This window comes from Martelella endophytica (genome assembly GCF_000960975.1).
GTDB lineage: Bacteria > Pseudomonadota > Alphaproteobacteria > Rhizobiales > Rhizobiaceae > Martelella > Martelella endophytica.
Window position 1 is genome coordinate 1,130,039 of the sequence record NZ_CP010803.1, and the last position, 24,050, is coordinate 1,154,088.

A 24,050-nucleotide genomic window follows, 5' to 3' on the forward strand; every position below is an offset into this window, starting at 1 on the left:
GCGCTACCACTGGATGTCCGTCGGTTTCAGCCGGGTTTCATTGCGCTCAACGCCTTCGATCGTGCCATCGCGAAACGATATAACGCGGTGGGCGATTTTGCGGATATCGGCATTGTGGGTGATGATCGCGATTGTCGCGCCGAGCTCTGCATTGATGCGATAAAGCACGTCGAGCACCAGAATGCCGGTCTTGGAATCGAGCGCGCCGGTCGGTTCGTCGCAGAACAGCACATCCGGTCGTTTGGCAATGGCGCGGGCAATGGCGACACGCTGTTGCTCACCGCCGGACATCTGTGCCGGAAAATGATCGAGCCGGTGCTTGAGGCCGACCATCTCGAGCGCTTCTTCCGGCGGCATTGGGTTTTTGGAGATTTCCGCCACCAGGGCGACGTTCTCCCGCGCCGTCAGGCTCGGGATCAGATTGTAGAACTGGAAGACGAAGCCGACATGGGCGCGGCGATAGCGGGTGAGCTTCCATTCCGGGTAGTCGGAAATCTGTTCGTCGCGGAACCTGACGGTGCCGGTGCTGGCGCGGTCGAGGCCGCCGATGATATTGAGAAGCGTGGACTTGCCGCTGCCGGATGGGCCGAGCAGGACAACCATCTCGCCGGGATAGAGGTCGAGATCAATGCCCGCCAGCGCGACAACCTCCACCTCCCCACTGTGATAGACCTTGGAGACGTCGCGCGCGGTGAAGATCGGGGCACGCCCCTTGTCATCGGCTGCTTGCTGATCCTGCATCGCTTCTCCCGCAGCGGCAGCTGTCCTTCTGGCCCGCGGCGCCGAACGTTCTGGCCGACCGCCTATCCTATAATCTGCCGCAAGAAGCGCTTGCCACCTTGACGCGCATCAAGCCGGCAAGCGCGGCGGCCGAAAAAGGCACGATGGAAAACCATCGTGCCTATCTTTCGGTCAATCCTATCGCGTGAGCGCGGGTTGTGCCAGCGGGCGACAATGGGAAGTCGCCGCCGCATCGGTCGTTCATGCTTCCATGAGCCTCGTCAGGTGCTTTTCGATCTCTGACACCGGCTGATTGGTGAGTTCCTTCTGGATCTCCTCGCGCAGGGTTTCGGTTGCCTGGGCGTCGAGATGCTGGCGCAGCGCACCGATGGCTGATGGCGGCGCGATCAGCACGTAGTCCTCGATCGTTTTTGCATAAACGAGCGTGTTGATACGCTCGGCCGTCTGCTTCAGAAAATCCTGTTCGGCCTGCTCATGCCAGTCGGTCTCCTCCATGGCACTGCGGCCACTGCCGACGGACGAATGCGAGCGTCCGGGCCGGTCAGTACCAATCTCGCGCGACGGCTCGTCATCCTGGGCTGAGCGTTCTTCTACCCGAAGGTTCAGGCGTTCGGCGTCTCCGATATTTTCCAGGAACAGCGCCCGCGCTCCATCGCAGACGACAACCCAGGATTCATGAGGAATTTTGAACGGGCTCATGACGGACCTCCTCTTGGTGCCGGAAAACATTTTCTTGACAGACAACCGTTCGGGTCGGCGCGATGTTCCTGAGAAAAGCGGCAAAAAAACGCGCGACCGTTCAGCCACCCGTCGGCAGTAGTGCGAGGATGCGGGCGGCCTGCCTTGTTGCTGTGGTGGTTGGTGGCCAGACCAGGGACAAGGCGAGATCGTAGCGCGGATCGAGTGCGATGCTGCCGAGCGGCGCCGCCATCGTCAGGAACGAGGCTTCGGGCAGCACCGCGATGAAGCCGTGTTCGATGACGAGGCTGATGATGATCGGCAGCGAATCCACCTCGACAAGACGGATCGCGGCGCGTTCGGCATCGCTCAGCCGTTCGGCAAGAAGCGTCGCCGTCTTCTGGCGCAGGCCGCTTTTGAGGCTCGGCACGGCGATCGGCCGGGTCATCGCCAGGCGGGCGATATTCCCGCCGCTTGCCGCAATCAGCGCCTTGGGGCCGACCAGTGCCAGCCGCGAGCGCGAGATCACCCGGCGTTCGAAAGCCTCCGGAATGGCTTCGGTATCAAGCAGCGCCGCATCATAGGCGCCGCCCTGCAGCCCGCGCATCAGTTCGTCGGCGGTGGTGGCGGAAATGAACAGCGGCGTGTTCGGCCGCTCCTCCAGCCAGCGCGCAGAAAGCGTGGCCAGGCTCTTTGCCGTGTTGCTTTCATGGCCGAGCGGAATGACGGAGCCGAGATGGCAGGTGGCCAGCGTGCGGCGAAACTGTTCGGTGGCGCTCTTCGTCAGCCGCTTCCAGACCTCTTCCAGCGTTTCGGCGAGCGCAAGAACCTGCTGGCCCGCAGGTGTCAGGGAAATGCCATCGGGGCTTCTTTCAAGCAGCGGCCGGTTCATGCTCCGCTCCAGCCCGGAAATCTGCCGCGACAATTGCGGCTGGCCGATCTCCACCCCGCGCGCGGCGCGGCGGATGCTGCCGGAGCGGGCGACCTCGGCAAAACGGGAAAGCGTCAGGAGGCTCACCGAAAAACCGGCGGGACCTGGCCCTTCCACCGCGGCGAGTTCGGCAAGCGCCCGGCCGATGCCGGCGGCAAGCGCGATATCGGGCGCCAGCCGCCGCGCCTCCAGCGTCAGCGACAGGCGGGTGCCGGCCTTCTGCACCAGCGCCGTGGCAAGGGCCGCCTCCATGCGCGCAAGCGCTGCCGCCATGCTCGCCGCCGGCCGGCCGAGCGCGCGCCCGGCGGGGCGCAGCCCGCCATGGCGCAGCACCTCATGCACACTCATCAGCGTCAGCGTGTCCATGCCTCATCCTTGTGCAATGGCCGAAATGCATAATAAGCCGGCATCCCCCGTTCAACATATGGGATATCCCGGTCCTGATCTTTATCCAATAGGGTGAACCTATTCGGGACAGGAAAAGCTATGAACGCCCAGAATTCATCCATCATGTTTACCGGCAAGCCGCTGAGCTTCGACATCCTGTCGCGGGTTGGCAGCGGACGCGCACTGCCGGCCGTCACCCAGGCCGGCATCGAGCGCGTCGAGCGCGCCTATGGCGTGGTACAGGACCGGCTTGCCGAGGGCATGAGCATCTATGGCGCCAATACCGGCGTCGGGGCGATGAAGGATATCGAGTGGACGCCGGAGGCGCTGGAGGAGTTCAACCTCGGCCTCGTGCGCGCCCATCATTTCGGCACTGGCGACGCCTTCCCGGTCGAGATCGTCCGTAATGCCATCGCCATCCGCATCAACACCGCGCTTACCGGCCGTGTCGGCTGCTCGATGGCGCTGATCGAGGCGTTCATGGCGCTGCTCGCGCATGATGTCATCCCCATCGTGCGACGCACCGGCTCCATCGGCTGCGCCGATATCGGGCTGATGGGGCAGATATCGGCGGCGCTCACCGGCGTCGGCGATGCCATTTACCAGGGCCAGCGCATGCCGGTCACCGAGGCCTTCGAAAAGGCAGGGCTTTCGACGCTGAGGATGGAGCCACGCGATGCGCTGGCCTCGTTCTCGCTGAATGCGATAGGCTATGCCTCGGCAGCGGAATCGATCCGCAAGGCGGCACTCGCGGTCCGGGTGCTGCTTGCGACCGGGCTGGCCACAGCCGGTGCCATGGGCGCTGCCATCGCGCCGTGGCGTTCCGTGGTCGAGGTCGGCACGGAGGCGCATGCCGAGATCGGCTCGTGGCTCTGGCGCGCCTTCGACGACTGGCAGTGGTCGTCGACCACGCATGTGCAGGACCCGCTTTCCATCCGGATGATGCCGCAGGTCTTTGGCACCGCGATCGAAAGCCTGACGATCGCCGGCAATACCATCCTCGCCGCCACCGGCCGCACCGACGACAATCCGGTGGTCATCGGCAATGAGGTGCTGACCTCCGGCGGCTCGCTGCCGCTCGATGTCACGATCTACATGCAGGCGGCCCAGATCGCCATCGCCCATGTCGCCCGCAACATCTATAATCGCTGCGTGATCATGGCCAATGGCGGACGGCGCGGCCTGCCGGTTAATCTGGTGCCGCACGGCACGGTCGCGACCGGCTTCGGTCCGATCCTGAAGCTTGCCGGCGATCTCTTCGTGCGCACGCATTCGCTGTCATCGCCGATTTCGCCGCAGGCGCTGGTGGTGGCCGGCGGCATCGAGGACGAGGCCGCCTTCCTGCCGCTGGTGGTCGAGCGGTTCGAACGGCAGGTGCGGGCGATCCGGCGCATGGCCGGGCTCGAAGCCCTGCTTGCCGCCCAGGCGATGGATATTTCCGGCGATGCGCCACGTGGCGTTGCAAATCTCGTCTATGCTATCGTCAGATCGCATTCCGCGCTCTATCTAAAGGACAGGCCGCTGTCATCGGAGGTCGAGCAGATCGAGGAAGAGCTCGGTTCCGATGCCACGATGGCGGCCCTGATCGAGCTGGCACCACTCGGGCTGCTCGATGATTTCTTCGCACTCGCACCGCCCGACGCCCCTTGAGGCTTCACGGCGACCATGGGAAGGTCCCGACGGGACCATCAAGAGAGGGAACGAACATGAACCGCATTCTGAAATTCACCGGCGCGCTGGCCGTCGCCGCCTTCACCGCCGGCGCCGCCTTTGCCGCGCCCGTCGTTGTGTCTTCCAAGATCGATACCGAAGGCGGTGTTCTCGGCAACATCATCCTGCAGGCACTGCAGGCCAATGATATTCCGACCGAAAACAAGATCCAGCTCGGCGGCACGCCGATCGTCCGCCAGGCGATCACCGAGGGCCAGATCGACATCTATCCGGAGTATACCGGCAACGCCGCCTTCTTCTACAACAAGGCCGACCTTCCTGTCTGGAACAACGCAAAGGAAGGCTATGAAGAGGCGAAGAAGCTCGACTACGATGCCGAAAAGATCGTCTGGCTGACCCCGGCCGACGCCAACAACACCTGGGCGATCGCAATCCGCAAGGAAATCGCCGACGAGAACAATCTCGCCACGCTGACCGACTTCGGCAAGTACGTCGCCGATGGCGGTAACATCAAGCTCGCCGCCTCGTCCGAATTCGTCACCTCGCCGTCAGCCCTGCCGGCCTTCGAAAAGGCCTATGGCTTCGATCTCACCTCGGATCAGCTGATCACGCTGTCTGGTGGTGATACCGCGGCCACTATCGCCGCTGCCGCCAAGCAGACCTCCGGCGCCAATGCCGCCATGGTCTACGGCACCGATGGCGGCATCGCGCCGTCCGGTCTCAAGGTCATGGATGACGACAAGGGCGTGCAGCCGGTTTACCTGCCGACGCCGATCATCCGCGAGGTGACGCTCACCGAATATCCGCAGATCGCCGATATCCTGAAGCCGATCTTCGAAAGCCTCGACCTCGAAACCCTGCAGGACCTCAACGGCCGCGTTCAGGTCGCCGGCGAACCGGCCGATGCCGTGGCCAAGGACTTTCTGACGTCGAACGGGTTCGTGAAGTAAGCCGCAAAGCCCAAACGATCTCCCCCCTTGAGGGGGAGATGCCCCGACAGGGGCAGAGAGGGGTACAGCGCCAGCCAATGGGCTCTGAGTATCGGTGAGAGGGTTCACCCCTCTCTGTCGCTTTCGCGACATATCCCCCTCAAGGGGGGAGGTTGAATGGACTATTCACACCCGCGTTGACGGGACGAACCGATCGCCAACCAAAGGGCGCATCATGTCAGCCATCACCGAAAGCACGACAGGCACGGCCACGCGGCTCGACAAGCTCGGCGTCATCGTCGCGGCGATCGCGCTTGTCGGCCTCGCCCTGCAGCCCTTTGCGCTCTTCAGGGCAAACCGCATTGTTTCTGCCGACAGCGTCATGCTGTGGGCGGCAATGCCGCTGTGGCAGGCGATCGCGCTGATTGTCGTGATGGTCGCGGCCATTCTGATCATCCTGCTGAAGACGCCGGTGAACCTCAGGCTCGCCGTCAGCATCGCAGCCATCGCGATCCTCGCGGTGATGGTCGGCCGGTCGGGCTATTTCCTGACGCCGGAAGACAATGCCTATGCCCGGGTATCTCCCGGAGCCGGCTTCTGGCTGATGCTGTTCGCCTTCTCGATCGCCATGGCCGATGCCATCGTGCGCAAGGCGCTGTCGCCGGCGATGCGCGTCTTCTTTCTCATCGTGGCTGCGGTGGCCATCGGGGTTCTGCTCTGGTCGGGTGCGTGGAGCGATCTTTCGATCCTGAAGGAATATCATAACCGCGCCTCGGCCTTCTGGCGCGAGGGGCGCACCCATGTGGAGCTCGCCTTCGGATCGCTCGCGGCGGCATGTGTTGCGGGCATTCCCATCGGTATCCTCTGCTTCCGCGTCAAAAAGGTGCGTGCCACCATCCTGAACAGCCTCAACGTGCTGCAGACCATTCCGTCGATTGCCCTCTTCGGCCTGCTGATCGCGCCGCTCGCCTGGGTCGGGCGCAACGTGCCGGGGGCGGCCGCGCTCGGCATTTCCGGCATTGGCTTTGCGCCGGCAATCGTGGCGCTCTTTGCCTATTCGCTGCTGCCGGTGGTTTCCAACACCGTCGCCGGTCTCGATAGCGTTCCGCGCGATGCCCGCGAGGCCGCGCGCGGCATGGGGATGACCAGCCGGCAGCTGCTGTTCCAGGTCGAACTGCCGCTCGCCTTTCCGGTGATCCTCACCGGCATCCGCATCGTGCTGGTGCAGAATATCGGGCTTGCGGTGATTGCCGGCCTCATCGGTGGCGGCGGCTACGGCACTTTCGTGTTCCAGGGCATTGCCCAGACGGCGACCGACCTCGTGCTGCTCGGCGCGCTTCCCGTGGTCGGCATGGCCTTTGCCGCCGCCATCATTCTCGACGCGCTGGTGGAAATCAGCCAGACCAAAGGCAAGAAGGGGAAACGCGCATGATCGAGATCGAAGCCATCACCAAGGTCTTCGGCGATTACAGCGCCGTCGACAATGTCTCGCTCACCGTGGAGCGCGGCGAACTTGCCGCCATCGTCGGCACTTCCGGCTCCGGCAAGACGACGCTGATGCGGATGATCAACCGTCTCGTCGAGCCGAGCGCCGGCACGATCCGCATCGACGGGCGCGACAATCGCGAGCTGCCGGATTACGAGCTGCGCCGCGGCATTGGCTATGCCATTCAGGGGCACGGCCTGTTCCCGCACCGCTCGGTCGCCGAAAACATCGCCACCGTGCCGAAGCTGCTCGGCTGGGACAGGAAGCGCCGCGACGCGCGCGTCGATGAACTGCTCGACCTGTTTCATCTGGAACCGGAAGCCTTTCGTGACCGCATGCCGCACGAACTTTCCGGTGGTCAGCAGCAGCGCATCGGCGTCGCCCGGGCGCTCGCCGCAGAGCCTGCCGTGCTACTGATGGACGAACCCTTCGGCGCGCTCGACCCGATCATCCGCGCCAAGGCGCAGGAAGACCTGCTCGATATCCAGAAGCGCTTCTCCACCACCGTCGTGCTCGTCACCCACGACATGGACGAGGCCATCCTCCTCGGCCATCGGATTGCGGTGATGCATGAGGGTAAGCTGCTGCAATACGCCCCGCCTGCCGAGATCATCGCCAATCCGGCGACAGACTTCGTCAACGAGTTGCTGGGCACCGGCGACAAGGCTTTTCGCATGCTGTCGCTGGAGACCTGCGAACAGCTGATCGAGGAAGGGCCGGCCAATGGCGCGCCTGTCGCGGCCACGGCCAGCCTCAAGGATGCGTTGGCCGAGGCGCTCTGGTCCGGACGTGAGGCGCTGCCGGTCGAAAGGGACGGCGTGGTCATCGGCCGCGTGACCCGCGAGGACCTCGTGCGCCATGCCCGCGGCCCCCAGCCGGAAGGTTCGGCGGCATGAGGCCTGCGATGCTCATAAGGCTGGCGCTTCTTGCGCTGCTCGTGGCCTTCATCGTCACGCCCGAGACCTTTGCGCCGGTGTTCCAGCCGTTCACCAAGAATGGCGCGCCGGCGATCTATACCCAGACGAGCCTGTTGTCGCTGACGCTCAGTCACCTTGCCATCGTCGCGGTGGCAACGGTCGCGGCGACCCTCTTTTCCGTCGGCCTCGCCATTATCGTCACCCGACCCTTCGGCGTCGAGTTTCTGCCGCTGTCGCGCTCGATCGCCAATATCGGCCAGACCTTTCCGCCGGTCGCGGTGTTGGCGCTCGCCGTGCCGATGTTCGGTTTCGGCCCGATCCCGACGCTGATCGCGCTGTTTCTCTATGGCCTGTTGCCGATCTTCGAGAATGCGCTGACGGGACTTACCAATCTGCCGGGCAATGTCTCGGAGGCGGCGCGCGGCGTCGGCATGACCGGGCGGCAGCGGCTGACCCAGGTGGAGTTTCCGCTGGCGCTGCCGGTCATTCTCGCCGGTGTGCGGCTTTCGGTGGTGATTTCGCTGGCGACAGCGACGATCGGCTCGACGGTCGCGGCGAAGACGCTCGGCGAGGTGATCATCGCCGGGCTTCTGTCAAACAATACAGCTTTCGTTCTGCAGGGCGGCCTCGTGGTCGGCGTGCTGGCGCTCCTCATCCACGATGCTTTCGTGATGTTCGAACGCTCGATCGCCCGGCGCACCGGCCGGCTTTATTAGGAGTTTCTTGAAATGTCGGATTTTGACCTTGTCCTGAAAGGCACGCTGGTGCTTTCCGATCGGGTGGTCAGGGGCGGCTATGTCGCCGTACGTGACGGGCTGATTGCCGCCGTCGGCCAGGGAGAGGCCCCCGCCGCGCGCGAGCGTCATGATCTGGGCGATGCCCTGATCCTGCCCGGCGCCATCGATGCGCAGGTACATTCGCTGAGCCAGAAGGACCAAGAGGATTTCATCTGGTCGACGCGCTCCGCTGCTGCCGGCGGCGTCACCACCATTGTCGACATGCCCTATGACGAAGGCAATGTGGTCAATTCGGCCGAAGCGGTGAAGAAGAAGATCGCCCATGCCGGCCCGCAGGCCCGCGTCGATTTCGCCCTTTATGGCACGGTCGACCCGACGGAGGGCGCCTCGCGCATCGCCGAGCAGGTGGAGGCGGGCGTCGCGGCCTTCAAGTTTTCCACGTTTGGCACCCATCCGACCCGTTTCCCCCGCATTCCCGCCGCCCTTCTCGAAGAGTGCTTTGCCGCAATCGCCCCGACCGGCCTTGCCGCCGGCGTTCACAATGAGGACGACGAGTTCGTCAATGCCGCGATCGCGAAGGTGAAGGCCTCTGGCATCACCGACTACCGCGCCCACAATCTCTCCCGCCCGCCGCTGACCGAGCTTCTGGCCATGCACCAGATCTACGAGACGGGTGCTGCCACCGGCTGCCCGGCGCATGTGGTGCACTGCTCGCTCGGCCGCGGCTACGAGATCGCCGCCGGCTATCGGGCTCAGGGTTTCAACGCCACGGTCGAATGCTGCATCCACTATCTGATCCTCGACGAGGAAAACGATGTGAGGCGCCTCGTTGGCAAGGCCAAGATCAATCCGCCGGTACGTCCGGGCGCCGAGGTTGAAAAGCTCTGGCGCCATGTGGCTGCCGGCAATGTCACGCTGGTCTCGACCGATCACGTGAGCTGGTCGGAAGACCGCAAGACCAATCCGGACATGCTGGCGAATGCCTCCGGCGTGCCGGGGCTGGAAGCGATGATGGCGCTGTTCGTCAAGGGCGCCGTCGAACGCGGCGTGCCGCTCTTCTGGGCCGCGCGGCTGATGGCCGCCAACCCGGCGAGGCATTTCCGCATCGATCATGTGAAGGGCGCGCTCGAAATCGGCAAGCATGCCGACATCGCGGTGATGGAGCCCGGCGATTTCATCTATGAGGCCGCGGCGAGCGGCCATAACGTCGTCGGCTGGTCGCCCTATGACGGCATTCGCCTGCCCTACAAGGTGACAGCGACATGGCTGCGCGGCGAACAGGTGTTTGACGGCAAATCCGTCGCCGGACCGGGCACCGGACAGTTCGTCCGACCCGAGGCGAGCCTGCCGCTTCGGGACATGATCCGATGAGCCGCAACCTCGCCGTCAGCGCGGAGCGGATCGCCGCCGATATCGATGCGCTTGCAGCGATCACCGATCCGGACCGGCCATGGACGCGGAGGGCCTTCTCCGATCTGTTCCTTGAGGGCCGCGCCTATCTGGAAAGAGAATTCCGGGCAGCCGGCCTCGAAACCCGCATCGACACGGCCGGCAATCTCATCGGCCGCCGTATCGGCAAGAACAGAAGCGCCGGCACCATCATGCTGGGCTCCCATTCCGATACTGTGCCGGATGGCGGTCGTTTCGATGGTATTGCCGGCGTGGTCGTGGCGCTGGAAGTCGCCCGCGCGCTCGCCGAAGCGGGGATCGAGCTGGAGCACGACCTTGAGGTGACGGATTTCCTCGCCGAGGAAGTCTCGATCTTCGGCGTTTCCTGCATCGGCTCGCGCGGCATGGCCGGCATTCGCCCCGACGAGTGGCTTGGTCGCACCGCCGAAGGCATGACGCTGGCTGAGGGTATCGAGAAGGTCGGCGGCACACCGGCGCTGCAGATCGCCCGTGATGATATCCGCGCCTTCCTCGAACTCCACATCGAACAGGGGCCTGTGCTGGAGGGCGAGAAGCTCGATATCGGCGTCGTCACGGCGATCGCCGGCATCACCCGCGTCGAGATCATCGTCGAGGGCCGGGCCGATCACGCCGGCACCACGCCGATGGGCCGCCGCGCCGATGCGCTGGGTGCGGCCGCGCATGTGGTTCTGGCGGTGGAGACCCTGGCCGGCGAGCTTGCCGCGACCCCCGGCCATTTTGCCGCGACCACCGGCGAATTCGAGATGTGGCCGAACGCCGCCAATGTCGTGCCCTCCAAGGTGCGCATGCTGCTCGATATCCGCTCGGAGCATCGCGACGACCTCGGCGAATTCCTGAGCGCGCTCAGTTCCTGTCTCGAAGGCATCGCGCTGGACCATGGCGTCGCCATCGCGCCGCCGCGCCTCGTCTCCGACAATCCGGCCATGCCGATGGACACGCTGGTGATGGCGACGCTCGATGCCGCCTGCGAGACGACCGGCGCCGGGCACCGCCGCATGGCCTCGGGTGCCGGCCACGACGCCGCCTTCATGGCGCGCATCGCCAAGGCCGGCATGGTGTTCATCTCCTGCCGCGAGGGGCGCTCCCACGCGCCGGAGGAATTTGCGGAGAATGCCGATATCGCGCTCGGAGCCGAGGTGCTGCTCGAAGCGGTCAAACGGCTCGATATGGAACTCTAGGGATATCAAGGAGCAGAAAGATGGGCCGTATCCTGACTGAAAAGGACGTTGAACCCGCCGTCAAAGGCGGCTCGGTCTATGCCGCGGGTGGTGGCGGCTGGGCTGACCACGGCCGCATGCTGGGCTATGCCGCCGTCAATGTCGGCAAGCCGGAGCTGGTTTCGGTGGAAGAGCTTTCCGACGAGGCGTGGATCGCGACGGCTGCCGCCATCGGCGCGCCGGCCTCGACCACGCCGTGGGAGATGCAGGGTATCGACTATATCAAGGCGGCGCAGCTGCTGCAGGACGCGCTCGGCGAGAGACTCGCCGGCCTGATCGTTGGCCAGAACGGAAAATCCTCGACGCTGAACGGCTGGCTGCCGTCCGCGGTGCTCGGCACCAAGGTGGTCGATGCCGTCGGCGATATCCGCGCCCATCCGACCGGCGACATGGGTGCGATCGGCATGGCGAGTTCGCCCGAACAGATGATCCAGACGGCCGTTGGCGGCAACCGCGCCGAAAACCGCTATATCGAACTGGTGGTGAAGGGCGCGACGGCGAAGATTTCGCCGGTTCTCAGAACCGCCGCCGACCAGTCCGGTGGCTTCATCGCCTCCTGCCGCAATCCGCTCAGGGCGTCCTATGTGAAGACCCATGCAGCACTTGGCGGCATCTCGATGGCGCTGACGCTCGGCGAAGCGATCATTGCGGCGGAAGGCAAGGGCGGTTCCGCCATCATCGACGCCATCGTGAAGACAACCAACGGTGCGATCCTGACCGAGGGCAAGGTGACGAAGAAGGCGGTGGTCTACACCAGCGAGGCTTTCGATGTCGGCACAGTCACGGTCGGCTCGGGCGATAGCGCCACGGTTCTGCATGTGATGAACGAATATATGGCGGTCGAGGATGCCGGCGGCAACCGGATCGCGACCTTCCCCGATGTCATCACCACGCTGTCGCCCGAGGGCGAACCCTTGAGCGTCGGCCAGTTGCAGGAGGGCATGACGATTTTCGTGCTGCACGTGCCGAAGACGGTCATTCCGCTGTCTTCCAGCGTCAAGGATCCGGCCGTCTATCCGCCGGTCGAAAAGGCGCTCGGCATCTCGATCGCCGATTACGCGCTCGCCTGAGGGAGGACGACATGCCGAAAGACAATCCGCGTCATCCGAATTTCCCGATCCCCGGCGGACCCGAAGTCCGTGCAAAGGGCTGGCGGCAGGAAGCGCTGCTGAGGCTGATGGAAAACGTGCTTTCCGTCGGCGAGGACCCGGACAATCTCGTGGTCTATGCCGCGCTCGGCAAGGCCGCCCGCAACTGGCCGTCGCACGCCATGATCGTCAAGACGCTTCTCGAAATGGACGAGAACCAGACGCTGGTGATCCAGTCCGGCAAGCCCGTCGGCCTCTTGAAGACCCATGCGAAGGCGCCGCTCGTCATCATGGCGAACTGCAATATCGTCGGCCAGTGGGCGAAGGCGGAAGTTTTCTACGAGCTGGAGCGCAAGGGGCTGATCTGCTGGGGCGGGCTTACCGCCGGCGCCTGGCAGTATATCGGCTCGCAGGGCGTCATTCAGGGGACCTACGAAATCTTCATGCGGATCGCCGAAAAGCGGTTCGCCGGTTCGCTGGCCGGCCGCTTCATCCTGACGGCAGGCCTCGGCGGCATGGGCGGCGCCCAGCCGCTTGCCGGCCGCATGGCGGGTGCCGCCATTCTGGTGGTCGATATCGATGCCGAACGGGCGCGAAAGCGTCACGAAATCGGATTCCTCGACGAGATCGCGCCGGATCTTGATGCCGCGCTGGCGATGATCGACGAGGCGGTGGCGGTGAAGAAGGCGATTTCCATCGGCCTCGTCGGCAATGCCGCCGATATCTATCCCGAGATCGCGCGACGTGGCATCACCCCCGACATCGTCACCGACCAGACTTCGGCCCATGATCTCGTCTATGGCTATGTGCCGAAGGGCATGAGCCTGGCCGAGGTGAAGCGCCTGCGCGAGGAAGGCCCGGCGCAGTTGATGGCCGCTAGCCGCGCCTCGATCGCAGATCATGTCCGCGCCATGCTGACATTCCAGGGCGATGGGGCGGAGGTGTTCGACAACGGCAACCTGATCCGCACCCAGGCCCGTGAGGGCGGCGTCGCCAACGCCTTCGATATCCCGATCTTCACCGAGGCCTATCTCAGGCCGCTGTTTTCCGAAGCCATCGGCCCGTTCCGCTGGATGGCGCTTTCGGGGGAGGCGAGCGATATCGCCCGCATCGATGATCTTGTGCTCGAAATGTTTCCCGACAATTTCATCGTCACCAACTGGATCCGGCTTGCACGCGAGAACGTGCCCTTCGAAGGCCTTCCCGCCCGCATCGCCTGGCTCGGCCATGGCGAGCGCACGCGGCTTGCCGTCGCGGTCAACGATCTGGTGGCGAAGGGTGAGCTGAAGGGACCGGTCACGTTCTCGCGCGATCATCTCGATGCCGGTGCCATGGCGCATCCGAATATCATGACGGAAAACATGAAGGACGGGTCCGACGCGATTGCCGACTGGCCGCTGATCAATGCGATGACCATGTGCGCCTCGATGGCGGACCTCGTCGTCATCCACTCCGGCGGTGGCGGCTATGCCGGCTACATGACCAGCGCCGGCGTCACCATCATCGCCGATGGCACCCCGGAAGGGGCCGAGCGTCTGGAGCATGCGCTGACCAACGATACCTCGCTCGGCATCATCCGCTATGCGGATGCGGGCTACGAGATTGCCGAAGAAGCAGCCCAGCGCGGGAATGTCGGCTATCTGCCGCTCGGCTGATGCGAAGCCCGGTTCAGCCGCGCTGTTGCCTTAGCGCGGCGGCCAGTCTCTGCCGGTCGACGCCGGCCTCGCGAAAGGTCTGGATCTTGTGGGCCGCGATGCCCGAGGCAGCCAGTTCCTGTCGCAGCGCCGCGAGCTCTGGTTCACGCATGAGTCCATCGTGAACAGTGGTGCGGACCTCGTATGCGATGCCGCTTGCCAGAACATGGCGGAGGCTTTCGAAGGCGCGGGTGGCACTTTTCGGCGTGCCGGTCATACGGTCATAGCAGGCTTCCGGGGCCTTGATGTCGAGGCCGATCCAGTCGGCGTGGGGCAGGGCGGCCTTTAGCCGCTCGGGATAGGGACCTGCCGAATGCAGCCCGACGGCAAAGCCCATGGCGCGGACGGCCTCCATCGTCGGCACCAGCGCCCTCTGCAGCGTCGGTTCGCCCCCGGAAAAGACCACGCCGTCGAGCAGCCCGCGCCGGGTTTCAAGGAATTCGAGGATATCGGAAAGGCGATGGGCGGTTTCTGCATTGGCATCGATCAGCCCCGGATTGTGGCAATAGGGGCAGCGCCACGGGCAACCCTGCAGAAACAGCGTCGCCACGATCTTGCCCGGCCAGTCGCAGAGCGAAAACGGCTCGAAGCCGCCGATGCGGAGGTCGTTTGCGATTTCTCTTTTGGTGTCACCCTCGGGCTCGGCCCGAGGGTCCAGGAAAGGTTCACCGAGCAGCCTGGATCCTCGGGTCAAGCCCGAGGATGACGCAGGGAGGAAACTGGCTTCAGCTCCAAAAGTGGTGCCACACGCCTCCCGATCTCCCCCCTTGAGGGGGAGATGCCCCGAAAGGTGCAGAGAGGGGTGAACCGTTTCGGCGGATTCGGCGTTGGCGGCATGCTTCGTTACCCCTCTCTGTCGCTGCCGCGACATCTCCCCCTCCAGGGGGGAGATTGATGAGGGCATCGCCGCCACCTCTTTATCTCTGCTCACCGGCCTCTTCCCGGAAATAGCGGCGCTCAGTGAATTCGCCCTTCTTGCCGCGGTTGAAGGAGGAGACGGGGCGGTGGTAGCCCATGACGCGGGTCCAGATCTCGCAGGGCTGTCGCTCCTCGTCGGAAAGCGTGATTTCGGTTTCGGCCATGAAGTCTTTCTCGATAACGGACATGATGTCCTCCTTTCATTCGGCGGGCTGGAATGCTTGGTCTTGTGATTCAGCCGCATTGACCGGCTCGCACAACAGCGCGCGTTTTTGCGCCAGCCGTTCGGCATCGCATTTCGGGCAGAATGCGTGCTCGCCCTCGATATAGCCGTGGGTCGGGCAGATGGAGAATGTCGGCGTCACGGTGATGTAGGGCAGGCGGAAGTTCGAAAGCGCCCGTTTGACCAGCGCCTTGCAGGCCTCGCCAGAGGAAATGCGGCTGCCCATGTAGAGGTGCAACACCGTGCCGCCGGTATATTTCTTCTGCAGCACTTCCTGCCGCGACAAGGCCTCGAAGGGATCATCGGTGAAGCCGACGGGCAACTGGCTGGAATTGGTGTAATAGGCATTTTCCGGCGTGCCGGCCTGGATGATGCCGGGGAAGCGCTTGCTGTCTTCGCGGGCGAAGCGATGGGCCGTGCCTTCGGCGGGTGTGGCCTCGAGATTGTAGAGGTGGCCGGTTTCCTCCTGGAAGGAAACGATCTTGGCCCGCACGTGATCGAGGAATTGCTCGGCGAAAGCCTCGCCCCACTCGCTGGTGATGTCCTCGTTGCCGCCGGTGAAGTTGCGGATCATCTCGTTGATGCCGTTGACGCCGAGCGTGGAGAAGTGATTGCGCAGCGTGCCGAGATAGCGCTTGGTATAGGGAAACAGGCCCTCGTCGATCAGCCGCTGGATCACCTTGCGCTTGATCTCGAGACTGTCGCGGCCGAGCTCCAGCAGCGTGTCGAGACGCGCGAGCAGCCCGGCTTCGTCGCCTTTGTGGGCAAAGCCGAGACGGGCGCAATTGATGGTGACGACGCCGAGCGACCCGGTCTGCTCGGCCGAGCCGAAAAGCCCGTTGCCGCGCTTCAGGAGTTCCGTCAGGTCGAGCTGCAGCCGGCAGCACATCGAGCGCACCATGTTGGGCGAGAGTTCGGAATTCAGAAAGTTCTGGAAATAGGGCAGGCCGTATTTCGCCGTCATCTCGAACAGGCGGGTCGCGTTTTCGCTCTCCCACGGGAAATCGGGCGTGATGTTGTAGGTCGGGATCGGGAAGGTGAACACCCGGCCCTTGGCATCGCCCTTGGTCATCACCTCCATATAGGCGCGGTTGATGATGTCCATCTCGGCCTGTAGTTCGCCATAGGCAAACGGCATTTCCTCGCCGCCGATGATCGGGCGCTGTTCCTTGAGATCATCCGGGCAGACCCAGTCGAAGGTGAGATTGGTGAACGGCGTCTGCGTGCCCCAGCGGGAGGGGACGTTCAGATTGTAGATCAGCTCCTGGATCGACTGCAGCACCTCTTCATAGGAGAGATTATCCTTGCGGATGAATGGCGCCATATAGGTGTCGAAGGAGGAGAAGGCCTGGGCGCCGGCCCATTCGTTCTGCAGCGTGCCGAGGAAGTTGACGATCTGGCCGACGGCGGACGACATGTGCTTCGGCGGATCGGCCTCGACCTTGCCGGGCACTCCATTCAGCCCCTCGGTCAGAAGTGTCCTGAGCGACCAGCCGGCGCAATAGCCGGACAGCATGTCGAGGTCGTGAATATGAAGATCGCCCTCGCGATGGGCGGCGCCGATTTCAGGCGCGTAGACATGGGAAAGCCAGTAATTGGCGACGACCTTGCCGGAGACGTTGAGAATGAGACCGCCCAGCGAATAGCCCTGATTAGCATTGGCGTTCACCCGCCAGTCGGAGCGGTCGAGATATTCGTCGATCGAGGAGATGACATCGACGGCGACCTTGCCGCCTTCGCGCAGCTTCGCGTGTTTCTCGCGGTAGACGATGTAAGCGCGGGCGGTGTCGAAGAAGTTCGCCGAGATCAGCACCTGTTCGACGATGTCCTGGATGCGTTCGATCTCGATCGTCTCGCCGGAGGCGCTGTGGGCGATCACCTTCACCACCTGGTCCGACAGCCGCCTAGCCTCGCCGGCGCCAAAGGCCTGTGTGGCTTCGCCCGCCTTGACGATGGCGCGCTCGACCTTGTCGGCATCGAACGGTTTGCGCACGCCGTTGCGCTTGACGACGAAGGGCGGCAGCCTTTCTTCGGTGGTTAGGATCGCGGCATCAGACATATTCGGCCCCCAAGCTCAGGCCGCACCGTATGTGGTGTGTCGTGACGTCAATTCGTCAATATATGGTGGAAACGGCCTCAACTATCGATGAACCGATTCGCGAAGTCGCGCCTTGCAGATCGTCAGATGACCGCGCGTTTCCATATGAAAATTGATGGCGGCGATCTATCGATCGGATGTCTGCCAGCGCGGGTTCGTCCACGGCACGGCATTCTCAGGGGCAAGCGGTGCCTTGCCGAGAATATGATCGCTCGCCTTCTCGCCGACCATGACCGACGGGCCGTTGAGGTTGCCGTTGGTGATGCGCGGGAAGATCGAACTGTCGGCAACGCGCAAGGCCTCGACGCCGATGACGCGGCATTCGGGGTCGACCACGGCCATCGGATCGCTCGCCGCCCCCATCTTCGCCGTTCCGCAGGGGTGATAGGCGCTTTCGGCGTGTTCGCGGATGAAATCGTCGATTTCGTCATCGCTTTGAACGCCCACACCCGGCTGGATTTCCTTGCCGCGATAGGGATCGAAGGCCGCCTGGGCGAAGATTTCGCGGGTCAGGCGCACGCAATGGCGGAAATCGGCCCAGTCCTTCTCGTGGCTCATATAGTTGAACACGATCTTCGGCGCTGCGGCAGGATCGGCGCTGTTCAGCGTGATTTCGCCGCGCGAGGGCGAGCGCATCGGGCCGACATGGGCCTGGAAGCCGTGGCCCTCGGCCGCGGCCGTGCCGTCATAGCGGATCGCCATCGGCAGGAAATGATACTGGATGTCGGGATAATCGACGCCGGCGGCCGAGCGCAGGAAGGCGGCGCTCTCGAACTGGTTGGAGGCGCCGATACCGGACTTGAAGAACAGCCACTCAGCACCCGCAAGCGCCTTTCCGATGAGGTTCCAGTGCTTGTAGAGGGTGATCGGCTGGGTGCTCGCCTGCTGGATATAGACCTCCAGATGGTCCTGCAGGTTCTTGCCGACACCGGGCCGGTCGGCGACGACGGTAATGCCGTGTTCGGCCAACTCTGTCGCCGGCCCGATGCCGGAAAGCAGCAGCAGTTTCGGCGTGTTGATCGAGGAGGCGGCGAGGATAACCTCGCGGCGGGCGCGCACGATCTCGGTCCTGCCGCCGCGCGCGATCTCGACGCCGACCGCGCGGCCATCTTCGATGATCACCTTGCGGGCGAAGCAGCGGATCATGTCGAGGTTCTGTCGCTTCAGCGCCGGCTTCAGATAGGCGTTTGCCGTCGACCAGCGCCGGCCTTTCCACACCGTCTGTTCCATCGGCCCGAAGCCTTCCTGCTTCTCGCCGTTATAGTCGGGCGTCAACTCGAAGCCCGCCTGCCGGCCGGCCTCGACAAAGGCGTGAAACAGCGGGTTCTTCCGCGCGCCGCGGGTGACATGCAGCGGGCCGGATGTGCCGCGCCAGGACGGATCGCCGCCATGGCCGCCATCATGCCAGTTCTCCATGCGCTTGAAATAGGGAAGGACGTCGGCATAGCCCCAGCCGGCAGCCCCCGTCTCGGCCCAGTGGTCGTAGTCGCCGGCGTTGCCGCGCACATAGACCATGCCGTTGATCGAGGACGAGCCGCCGATGACCTTGCCGCGCGGCGTGGCAAGCCGGCGATTGCCGAGATGAGGTTCCGGCTCCGAGGCAAAGCCCCAGTCATAGCGCTTCATGTTCATCGGATAGGAAAGCGCTGCCGGCATCTGGATGAACGGCCCGACATCGGTGCCGCCGAATTCCAGCACCAGAACGGAATGCTTCCCGTCTTCCGACAGGCGATAGGCCATCGCCGCACCTGCGGACCCGGAACCCACTATGACAAAATCTGCTTCAGCCAATTTAGACCCTTTCATTGCCGCAGTGGCGATTTTTCCCATACGCCACTTGCTCGACCGGATCTTCGACCGGTCACTGTCATCGACCTGTCCTCCTCTCCGCGTCATCCTCGGGCTTGACCCGAGGATCCAATCACCCCGGTCGCGAAAGGAGCCGGCGGTTTTCGACGCGGGACGGTCCGCAGGCAGGCAAGGGCACGTCCGTCGTGGGACGATGTGGTTAGATCCTCGGGTCAAGCCCGAGGATGACGTCGAGAGAGGGACGCCGCCAAAACCCTCACTGGCGCATCAAGCGCCATCCACCCATTCAATAAGGACTGTCCACCTTGCCAAGCGCCACATGCACCGTCTTCAGCTGCGAATAGAACGCGATCGCGGCCTTGCCGTTTTCGCGGCCAAGACCGGAATGCTTGACGCCGCCGAAGGGGATTTCGACGGGGGTCAGGTTATAGGTGTTGATCCAGCAGATGCCGGCGGCGAGCCTTCCGGCGACCCGATGGGCGCGGGAGATGTCCTTCGTGAACAGCCCGGCTGCGAGACCGAATTCGGTGCCGTTGGCGCGTTCGACCACTTCTTCCTCGGTGTCGAAGGAAAGAACGCTCATCACTGGCCCGAAGATTTCCTCGCGCGCGATGGTCATGTCGTCGGTAACGCCGGCGAAGACGGTCGGCTCGATATAGGTGCCGGCAGCGAAGGCCTCGCCCTCGGGAACGCCGCCGCCGATGACGAGCCGTGCGCCCTCCGCCTTGCCCTTCTCGATATAGGCCATCACCTTGTCGTGCTGGGCTTTCGAGATCAGCGGACCGAGATGGGTTTCGGGATCGAGAGGGTCGCCTATCCGGATCTTTGCCGTGCGCTCGGCAAGCCGGGCGAGGAATTTTTCGAGGATGCCCTTCTGCACGAAGACGCGGGTGCCATTCGAGCAGACCTGGCCGGTCGAATAGAAGTTGCCGAGCATGGCGCCGCCGATCGCGTCTTCCAGATCGGCGTCATCGAAGACCACGAGCGGCGACTTGCCGCCGAGTTCCATCGTCACGTGGCGCATGCCGGCGGCGGCCGCGGCATAGACCTTGCCACCGGTCGGCACGGAGCCGGTGAGCGAAACCTTGGTGGTCTTCTCATGGGTGGCAAGTGCCGCGCCGACATCGCCAAGGCCCTGCACGACGTTGAAGAGCCCCTTCGGCGCACCGGCTTCGATGAAGATTTCGGCAAGTTTCAGCGCGCAGAGCGGCGTCATTTCGGAGGGCTTGAACACCATGGCATTGCCGCAGGCCAGCGCCGGTGCCGCCTTCCAGCAGGCGATCTGCGTCGGATAGTTCCAGGCGCCGATGCCGACGCACACACCGAGCGGCTCGCGCACCGTATAGGCGAAGGCATCGCCGAGCGGCACGCTTTCGCCGGAAAGGCTGGCGGCTTGTGCGGCGAACCATTCGAGGCTGTCGGCACCCGATGAGGCATCGGCCACCAGCGTCTCCTGAATGGCCTTGCCGGTGTCGAGCGTTTCGAGTTCGGAGAGCGCCTCGTTGCGCGCGCGGATGATATCGGCGGCGCGGCGCAGCACGCGGGCGCGCTCGGCCGGCAGCCATGAGGCCCATTCAAGCTGGGCGCGGCTTGCCGCCGCCATCGCCTTGTCGATGATCGCCGGCGTCGCGCTGTGGAGGGTGGCGATCACCTCGCCGGTCGCGGCATAGATGCTTTCGAAGGCCTTGCCGGCCTCGTCCTCGACATAGACGCCGTCGATGAAATGGCTTGCTTCAGGCTGTGCCCGCATTGTTCTGTCTCCCGTCTCTCGGGTCATTCGCCCCGCGGCCAGCGCTGGCTGGCCTCGAGGATGTTCAGGTCCATGTGGTTGCGCATGAAGCGCTCGGAGGCATTCTTCAGCGGCTGGAAATCCCAGGGCTGGTATTGGCCGTTTCGCAGGGCCTCGTAGACGACGTGCCGGCGCGCCTGGCTTTCGCGCACCTCTGCGTCGAAGGCCGTCATGTCCCAGAGTTCCTCGACCTTGCGTGCGAAGGCGGCGGCCGTTTCGGCATGGGCCGGGTCATCGGCAAGGTTCTTCAACTCGTGCGGATCGGCTTCAAGGTCGAAGAGCAGCGGCGGGTCGAGTTCGCAGTGAATGTACTTGAACCGGCCTTCGCGCAGCGCCACGAGCGGCGCTTCGGAGCCTTCCGCGGCATATTCCATGCGCACCGGTATCTTCCGCTCGGCACCGGCGGCGATCGGCAGCAGGCTTTCGCCGTCCACCCAGGGCTCGATCTCGCCAAGCCCGATCCCGGCAATGTCCGCAAGCGTCGGCGCCACGTCGATGGTCGAGACCGGGGTTTCGACGAGACCGGGCGCCATGCCGGGCGCTGCGACCATCAGCGGCACGCGCGACGAACCTTCCAGGAAGCTCATCTTGAACCACATGCCGCGCTCGCCGAGCATGTCGCCATGGTCGGAGACAAGCAGGATTGCCGTGTTTTCTGCAAAACCGGTACCTTCCAGCGCCTCGAAGATCTGGCCGATCTTGTCGTCGAGATAGGAGATATTAGCGAAATAGGCACGGCGCGAGCGGCGGATCTGTTCCGGGTCGATGTCGAACTTGCGCCAGTCATTGGCGTCCATCAGGCGCTTCGAATGCGGGTCCTGGTCCTTGTAGTCGATTGCGCCGATCTCCGGCTCCAGATGCTCGCAACCCTCGTAGAGATCCCAGTATTTCCTGCGCGCCACATAGGGGTCGTGCGGGTGGGTGAAGGAGACGGTCAGCATGAACGGCCGGTCTTCCTTGCGGCGGCCGAGATCGTAGATCTTGCGCACCGCCTCGTAGGCGACTTCGTCGTCATATTCGAGCTGATTGGTGATTTCGGCAACGCCGGCGCCGGTGACCGAACCCATGTTGTGGTACCACCAGTCGATCCGCTCGCCGGGCTTGCGGTAGTCCGGCGTCCAGCCGTAATCGGCGGGATAGACGTCGGTGGTCAGCCGCTCCTCGAAACCATGCATCTGATCTGGCCCGACGAAATGCATCTTGCCGGAAAGCGAGGTCTGGTAACCGGCGCGGCGCAGGTGATGCGCGTAGGTCGGGATGTCGGAAGAGAACTCGGCGGCATTGTCATACGCGCGGGTGCGGCGCGGCAGCTGGCCGCTCATGAAGCTCGCGCGGGCCGGGGCGCAGAGCGGCGAGCTGGTATAGGCGTTCTTGAAGCGGGTCGAGCGTGCGGCAAGCTTCTTCAGGTTCGGCGTGTGCAGGAAATCGGCGGGGCCGTCGGGAAACAGCGTTCCGGCAAGCTGATCGACCATGAGAACGAGTATGTTCGGCCGCGCGGTCATTCCTTTGTCTCCTTGGCAATGATGAGATCGAGATATTCGAGCGTCATGTCGATGGCGCTCTGGCGATTGGTGGAGAAGTCCTGCAGGGCGGCGCGCAGATAAAAACCGTCGATCATCGAGCCGAGGCCGGCTGCGATGCGATGGGCGGCCTCCTTCGAGACGATCTGCTTCAGGGCATAGACGAGGTTGGATCTCAGCCGCCGCTCGTAGATCACCAGCAGGCGGCCGGCCTCACCCTTCTGCTGGGACTGAACATAAAAGGCGAGCCAGGCCGCGACCACGGCGCTGTCGAACTGATCCGGGCTGAAGCTTGCCTCGATGATCGCGCGCAGCCGTTCCCGTGGCGTCGTGGTGTCGCGGTAGCGGGCCTTGACCGAGCGGCCGTACTCATCAAGGATGCGCCGCATGGCCGCAAACAAGATCCTGTCCTTGGACCCGAAATAATGGTGGGCGAGCGCCGCCGAAACGCCCGCGCGCTTGGCGATCCGGGCCACCGTGATGTCGACCATTCCGACCTCGCCGACCTCGGTGATCGCGGCGCGCACCAGCGCTTCTCGGCGAATGGCTTCCATTCCGGTTCTAGGCATCGGCAAAACCCGCTGAAAAATTACTCATATGCGCAAGCTGGCGTAGATTTATGCAGCTCCAGGCGCTTCGACGTTTACAAAAATTAACATATGTTATATTGACTGAGCGATCAATTAAAAATGCCTTGGGGGAATTTCAAGGAACATCCGTTCAAATCCGACAAGGTTTCGATTCAACCGACCCGAAAGGAAATGCTGACATGTCCCGACAAATCCGATCGATCGTTGCCGCCCTGGCCGTCACGTCTGCGCTTGCAGCCGGCGCAGCCCAGGCTCAGGAAACCGCCTGCAAAAGCGTAAGCTTCTCCGATGTCGGCTGGACCGACATAACCTCGACCACCGCAACAGCCAAGCACGTGCTCGAAGGCCTCGGCTACAATGTCGACGTCAAGGTTCTCTCCGTCCCGGTCACCTTCGCCTCGCTCGAAAGCGATGATGTCGATGTCTTCCTCGGCAACTGGATGCCCGCGCAGACCAGCGCCATCACCCCTTATGTCGACAAGGGCGAGATCGACGTGGTCGCCACCAATCTCGAAGGCACCAAGTACACGCTCGCCGTGCCGACCTACACCTATGACGCAGGCCTCAAGACCTATGACGACATCGCCAAGTTCGGCGACGAGCTCGATGATAAGATCTACGGCATCGAGCCGGGCAACGAAGGCAATGCCTACCTCGTTTCGCTGATTAACGAGGACAAGCACGGCCTGAAGGACTTCGAGGTCGTGGAAAGCTCGGAGCAGGGCATGCTCGCCATGGTCGGCCGCAAGTACAAGAAGGAAGAGCCGATCGTCTTCCTCGGCTGGGAACCGCACCCGATGAACTCCACCTACTCGCTGAAATACCTGACCGGCGGTGAGGACTTCTTCGGCGGCGAAGGCATCGTGCGTACCGTGACCCGCAAGGGCTATGTCGATGAGTGCCCGAATGTCGGCAAGCTTTTGACCAATCTGAAGTTCACCCTGCCCATGGAAAACGAGATGATGGGCGCTATCCTCAACGATGGCGAGAACGAAGCCGATGCGACCAAGGCCTGGATCGTGGCCCATCCGGACGTGCTGGATGGCTGGCTCGATGGCGTGACCACCACGTCGGGTGAGCCGGGGCTGCCGGCGGTCAAGGCATCGCTCGGTCTCTAAAAGTTCTGCCGGCCCGGGAAGCACCTTTCCGGGCCGCTTCGTTTGACGGAACGGCGTGGTCATCCGACCCTGCCGCAA

At 63.7% G+C, this 24,050-nt stretch carries 20 protein-coding genes; 10 read left to right on the plus strand and 10 right to left on the minus strand.

The features are described 5' to 3' along the window. Positions 1–3: 3 nt before the first annotated feature. The 3 genes from TM49_RS05155 to TM49_RS05165 all read right to left on the minus strand — a co-directional run bounded on the left by TM49_RS05155 (position 4) and on the right by TM49_RS05165 (position 2,716). Complete coding sequence (locus tag TM49_RS05155) at positions 4–741, minus strand: ABC transporter ATP-binding protein (RefSeq protein ID WP_045679820.1); 738 nt, start codon at positions 739–741, stop codon at positions 4–6. A 240-nt stretch (positions 742–981) separates the two neighbouring features. Then, positions 982–1,440, minus strand: coding sequence for a host attachment family protein (locus TM49_RS05160; RefSeq protein ID WP_045684800.1), 459 nt, complete (start codon positions 1,438–1,440; stop codon positions 982–984). 100 nt (positions 1,441–1,540) lie between these two features. Further along, complete coding sequence (locus tag TM49_RS05165; RefSeq protein WP_045679821.1) at positions 1,541–2,716, minus strand: LysR family transcriptional regulator; 1,176 nt, start codon at positions 2,714–2,716, stop codon at positions 1,541–1,543. A gap of 120 nt (positions 2,717–2,836) precedes the next feature. Here TM49_RS05165 and TM49_RS05170 point away from each other — a divergent pair, with 120 nt between their 5' ends. The 9 genes from TM49_RS05170 (at position 2,837) to TM49_RS05210 (ending at position 13,868) form a co-directional block, all read left to right on the plus strand. After that, positions 2,837–4,387 (plus strand): aromatic amino acid lyase, encoded by a 1,551-nt coding sequence (locus TM49_RS05170; protein WP_045679822.1) that lies wholly within the window; start codon positions 2,837–2,839, stop codon positions 4,385–4,387. A gap of 56 nt (positions 4,388–4,443) precedes the next feature. Continuing rightward, positions 4,444–5,358, plus strand: a complete 915-nt coding sequence (gene osmF / locus TM49_RS05175; RefSeq protein WP_045679823.1) for a glycine betaine ABC transporter substrate-binding protein OsmF — start codon at positions 4,444–4,446, stop codon at positions 5,356–5,358. Between the two features lie 214 nt (positions 5,359–5,572). Further along, positions 5,573–6,769 carry an ABC transporter permease gene (locus tag TM49_RS05180; RefSeq protein WP_045679824.1) on the plus strand — a complete coding sequence of 399 codons (1,197 nt, stop codon included), beginning with the start codon at positions 5,573–5,575 and terminating at the stop codon, positions 6,767–6,769. Next, positions 6,766–7,719 carry an ABC transporter ATP-binding protein gene (locus TM49_RS05185; RefSeq protein ID WP_045679825.1) on the plus strand — a complete coding sequence of 318 codons (954 nt, stop codon included), beginning with the start codon at positions 6,766–6,768 and terminating at the stop codon, positions 7,717–7,719. The genes TM49_RS05180 and TM49_RS05185 overlap by 4 nt, the downstream gene beginning before the upstream one ends. A gap of 8 nt (positions 7,720–7,727) precedes the next feature. Further along, on the plus strand, positions 7,728–8,456 hold the full coding sequence (locus TM49_RS05190; protein WP_425283271.1) for an ABC transporter permease: 729 nt from the start codon (positions 7,728–7,730) through the stop codon (positions 8,454–8,456). 12 nt (positions 8,457–8,468) lie between these two features. Further along, positions 8,469–9,848 (plus strand): dihydroorotase, encoded by a 1,380-nt coding sequence (locus TM49_RS05195; RefSeq protein ID WP_045679827.1) that lies wholly within the window; start codon positions 8,469–8,471, stop codon positions 9,846–9,848. Continuing rightward, complete coding sequence (locus tag TM49_RS05200; RefSeq protein WP_045679828.1) at positions 9,845–11,086, plus strand: Zn-dependent hydrolase; 1,242 nt, start codon at positions 9,845–9,847, stop codon at positions 11,084–11,086. The genes TM49_RS05195 and TM49_RS05200 overlap by 4 nt, the downstream gene beginning before the upstream one ends. Before the next feature lie 20 nt (positions 11,087–11,106). Next, on the plus strand, positions 11,107–12,195 hold the full coding sequence (locus TM49_RS05205; protein WP_045679829.1) for a DUF917 domain-containing protein: 1,089 nt from the start codon (positions 11,107–11,109) through the stop codon (positions 12,193–12,195). Between the two features lie 11 nt (positions 12,196–12,206). Continuing rightward, positions 12,207–13,868 (plus strand): urocanate hydratase, encoded by a 1,662-nt coding sequence (locus TM49_RS05210; protein WP_045679830.1) that lies wholly within the window; start codon positions 12,207–12,209, stop codon positions 13,866–13,868. Positions 13,869–13,881: 13 nt separating this feature from the next. On the opposite strand, the gene TM49_RS05215 is transcribed toward TM49_RS05210, so the two are convergent. The 7 genes from TM49_RS05215 to betI all read right to left on the minus strand — a co-directional run bounded on the left by TM49_RS05215 (position 13,882) and on the right by betI (position 22,833). After that, positions 13,882–14,601 (minus strand): anaerobic ribonucleoside-triphosphate reductase activating protein, encoded by a 720-nt coding sequence (locus TM49_RS05215; RefSeq protein WP_244464801.1) that lies wholly within the window; start codon positions 14,599–14,601, stop codon positions 13,882–13,884. 223 nt (positions 14,602–14,824) lie between these two features. Then, complete coding sequence (gene nrdD, locus TM49_RS05220) at positions 14,825–15,013, minus strand: anaerobic ribonucleoside-triphosphate reductase (RefSeq protein WP_045679831.1); 189 nt, start codon at positions 15,011–15,013, stop codon at positions 14,825–14,827. A gap of 12 nt (positions 15,014–15,025) precedes the next feature. Then, positions 15,026–17,107 carry a ribonucleoside triphosphate reductase gene (locus tag TM49_RS05225; RefSeq protein WP_045679832.1) on the minus strand — a complete coding sequence of 694 codons (2,082 nt, stop codon included), beginning with the start codon at positions 17,105–17,107 and terminating at the stop codon, positions 15,026–15,028. A gap of 165 nt (positions 17,108–17,272) precedes the next feature. Further along, positions 17,273–18,952 (minus strand): choline dehydrogenase, encoded by a 1,680-nt coding sequence (gene betA, locus TM49_RS05230; RefSeq protein WP_045679833.1) that lies wholly within the window; start codon positions 18,950–18,952, stop codon positions 17,273–17,275. A gap of 289 nt (positions 18,953–19,241) precedes the next feature. Beyond that, positions 19,242–20,705, minus strand: coding sequence for a betaine-aldehyde dehydrogenase (gene betB, locus TM49_RS05235; protein ID WP_045679834.1), 1,464 nt, complete (start codon positions 20,703–20,705; stop codon positions 19,242–19,244). 23 nt (positions 20,706–20,728) lie between these two features. Further along, positions 20,729–22,246 carry a choline-sulfatase gene (gene betC / locus TM49_RS05240; RefSeq protein ID WP_045679835.1) on the minus strand — a complete coding sequence of 506 codons (1,518 nt, stop codon included), beginning with the start codon at positions 22,244–22,246 and terminating at the stop codon, positions 20,729–20,731. Further along, positions 22,243–22,833: a transcriptional regulator BetI gene (gene betI / locus TM49_RS05245; RefSeq protein WP_045679836.1), complete on the minus strand. Its 591-nt coding sequence runs from the start codon at positions 22,831–22,833 to the stop codon at positions 22,243–22,245. The genes betC and betI overlap by 4 nt, the downstream gene beginning before the upstream one ends. Positions 22,834–23,033: 200 nt before the next feature. On the opposite strand from betI, the gene choX reads away from it, so the two are divergent. Further along, complete coding sequence (gene choX, locus TM49_RS05250; RefSeq protein ID WP_045679837.1) at positions 23,034–23,972, plus strand: choline ABC transporter substrate-binding protein; 939 nt, start codon at positions 23,034–23,036, stop codon at positions 23,970–23,972. Positions 23,973–24,050 lie beyond the last annotated feature (78 nt).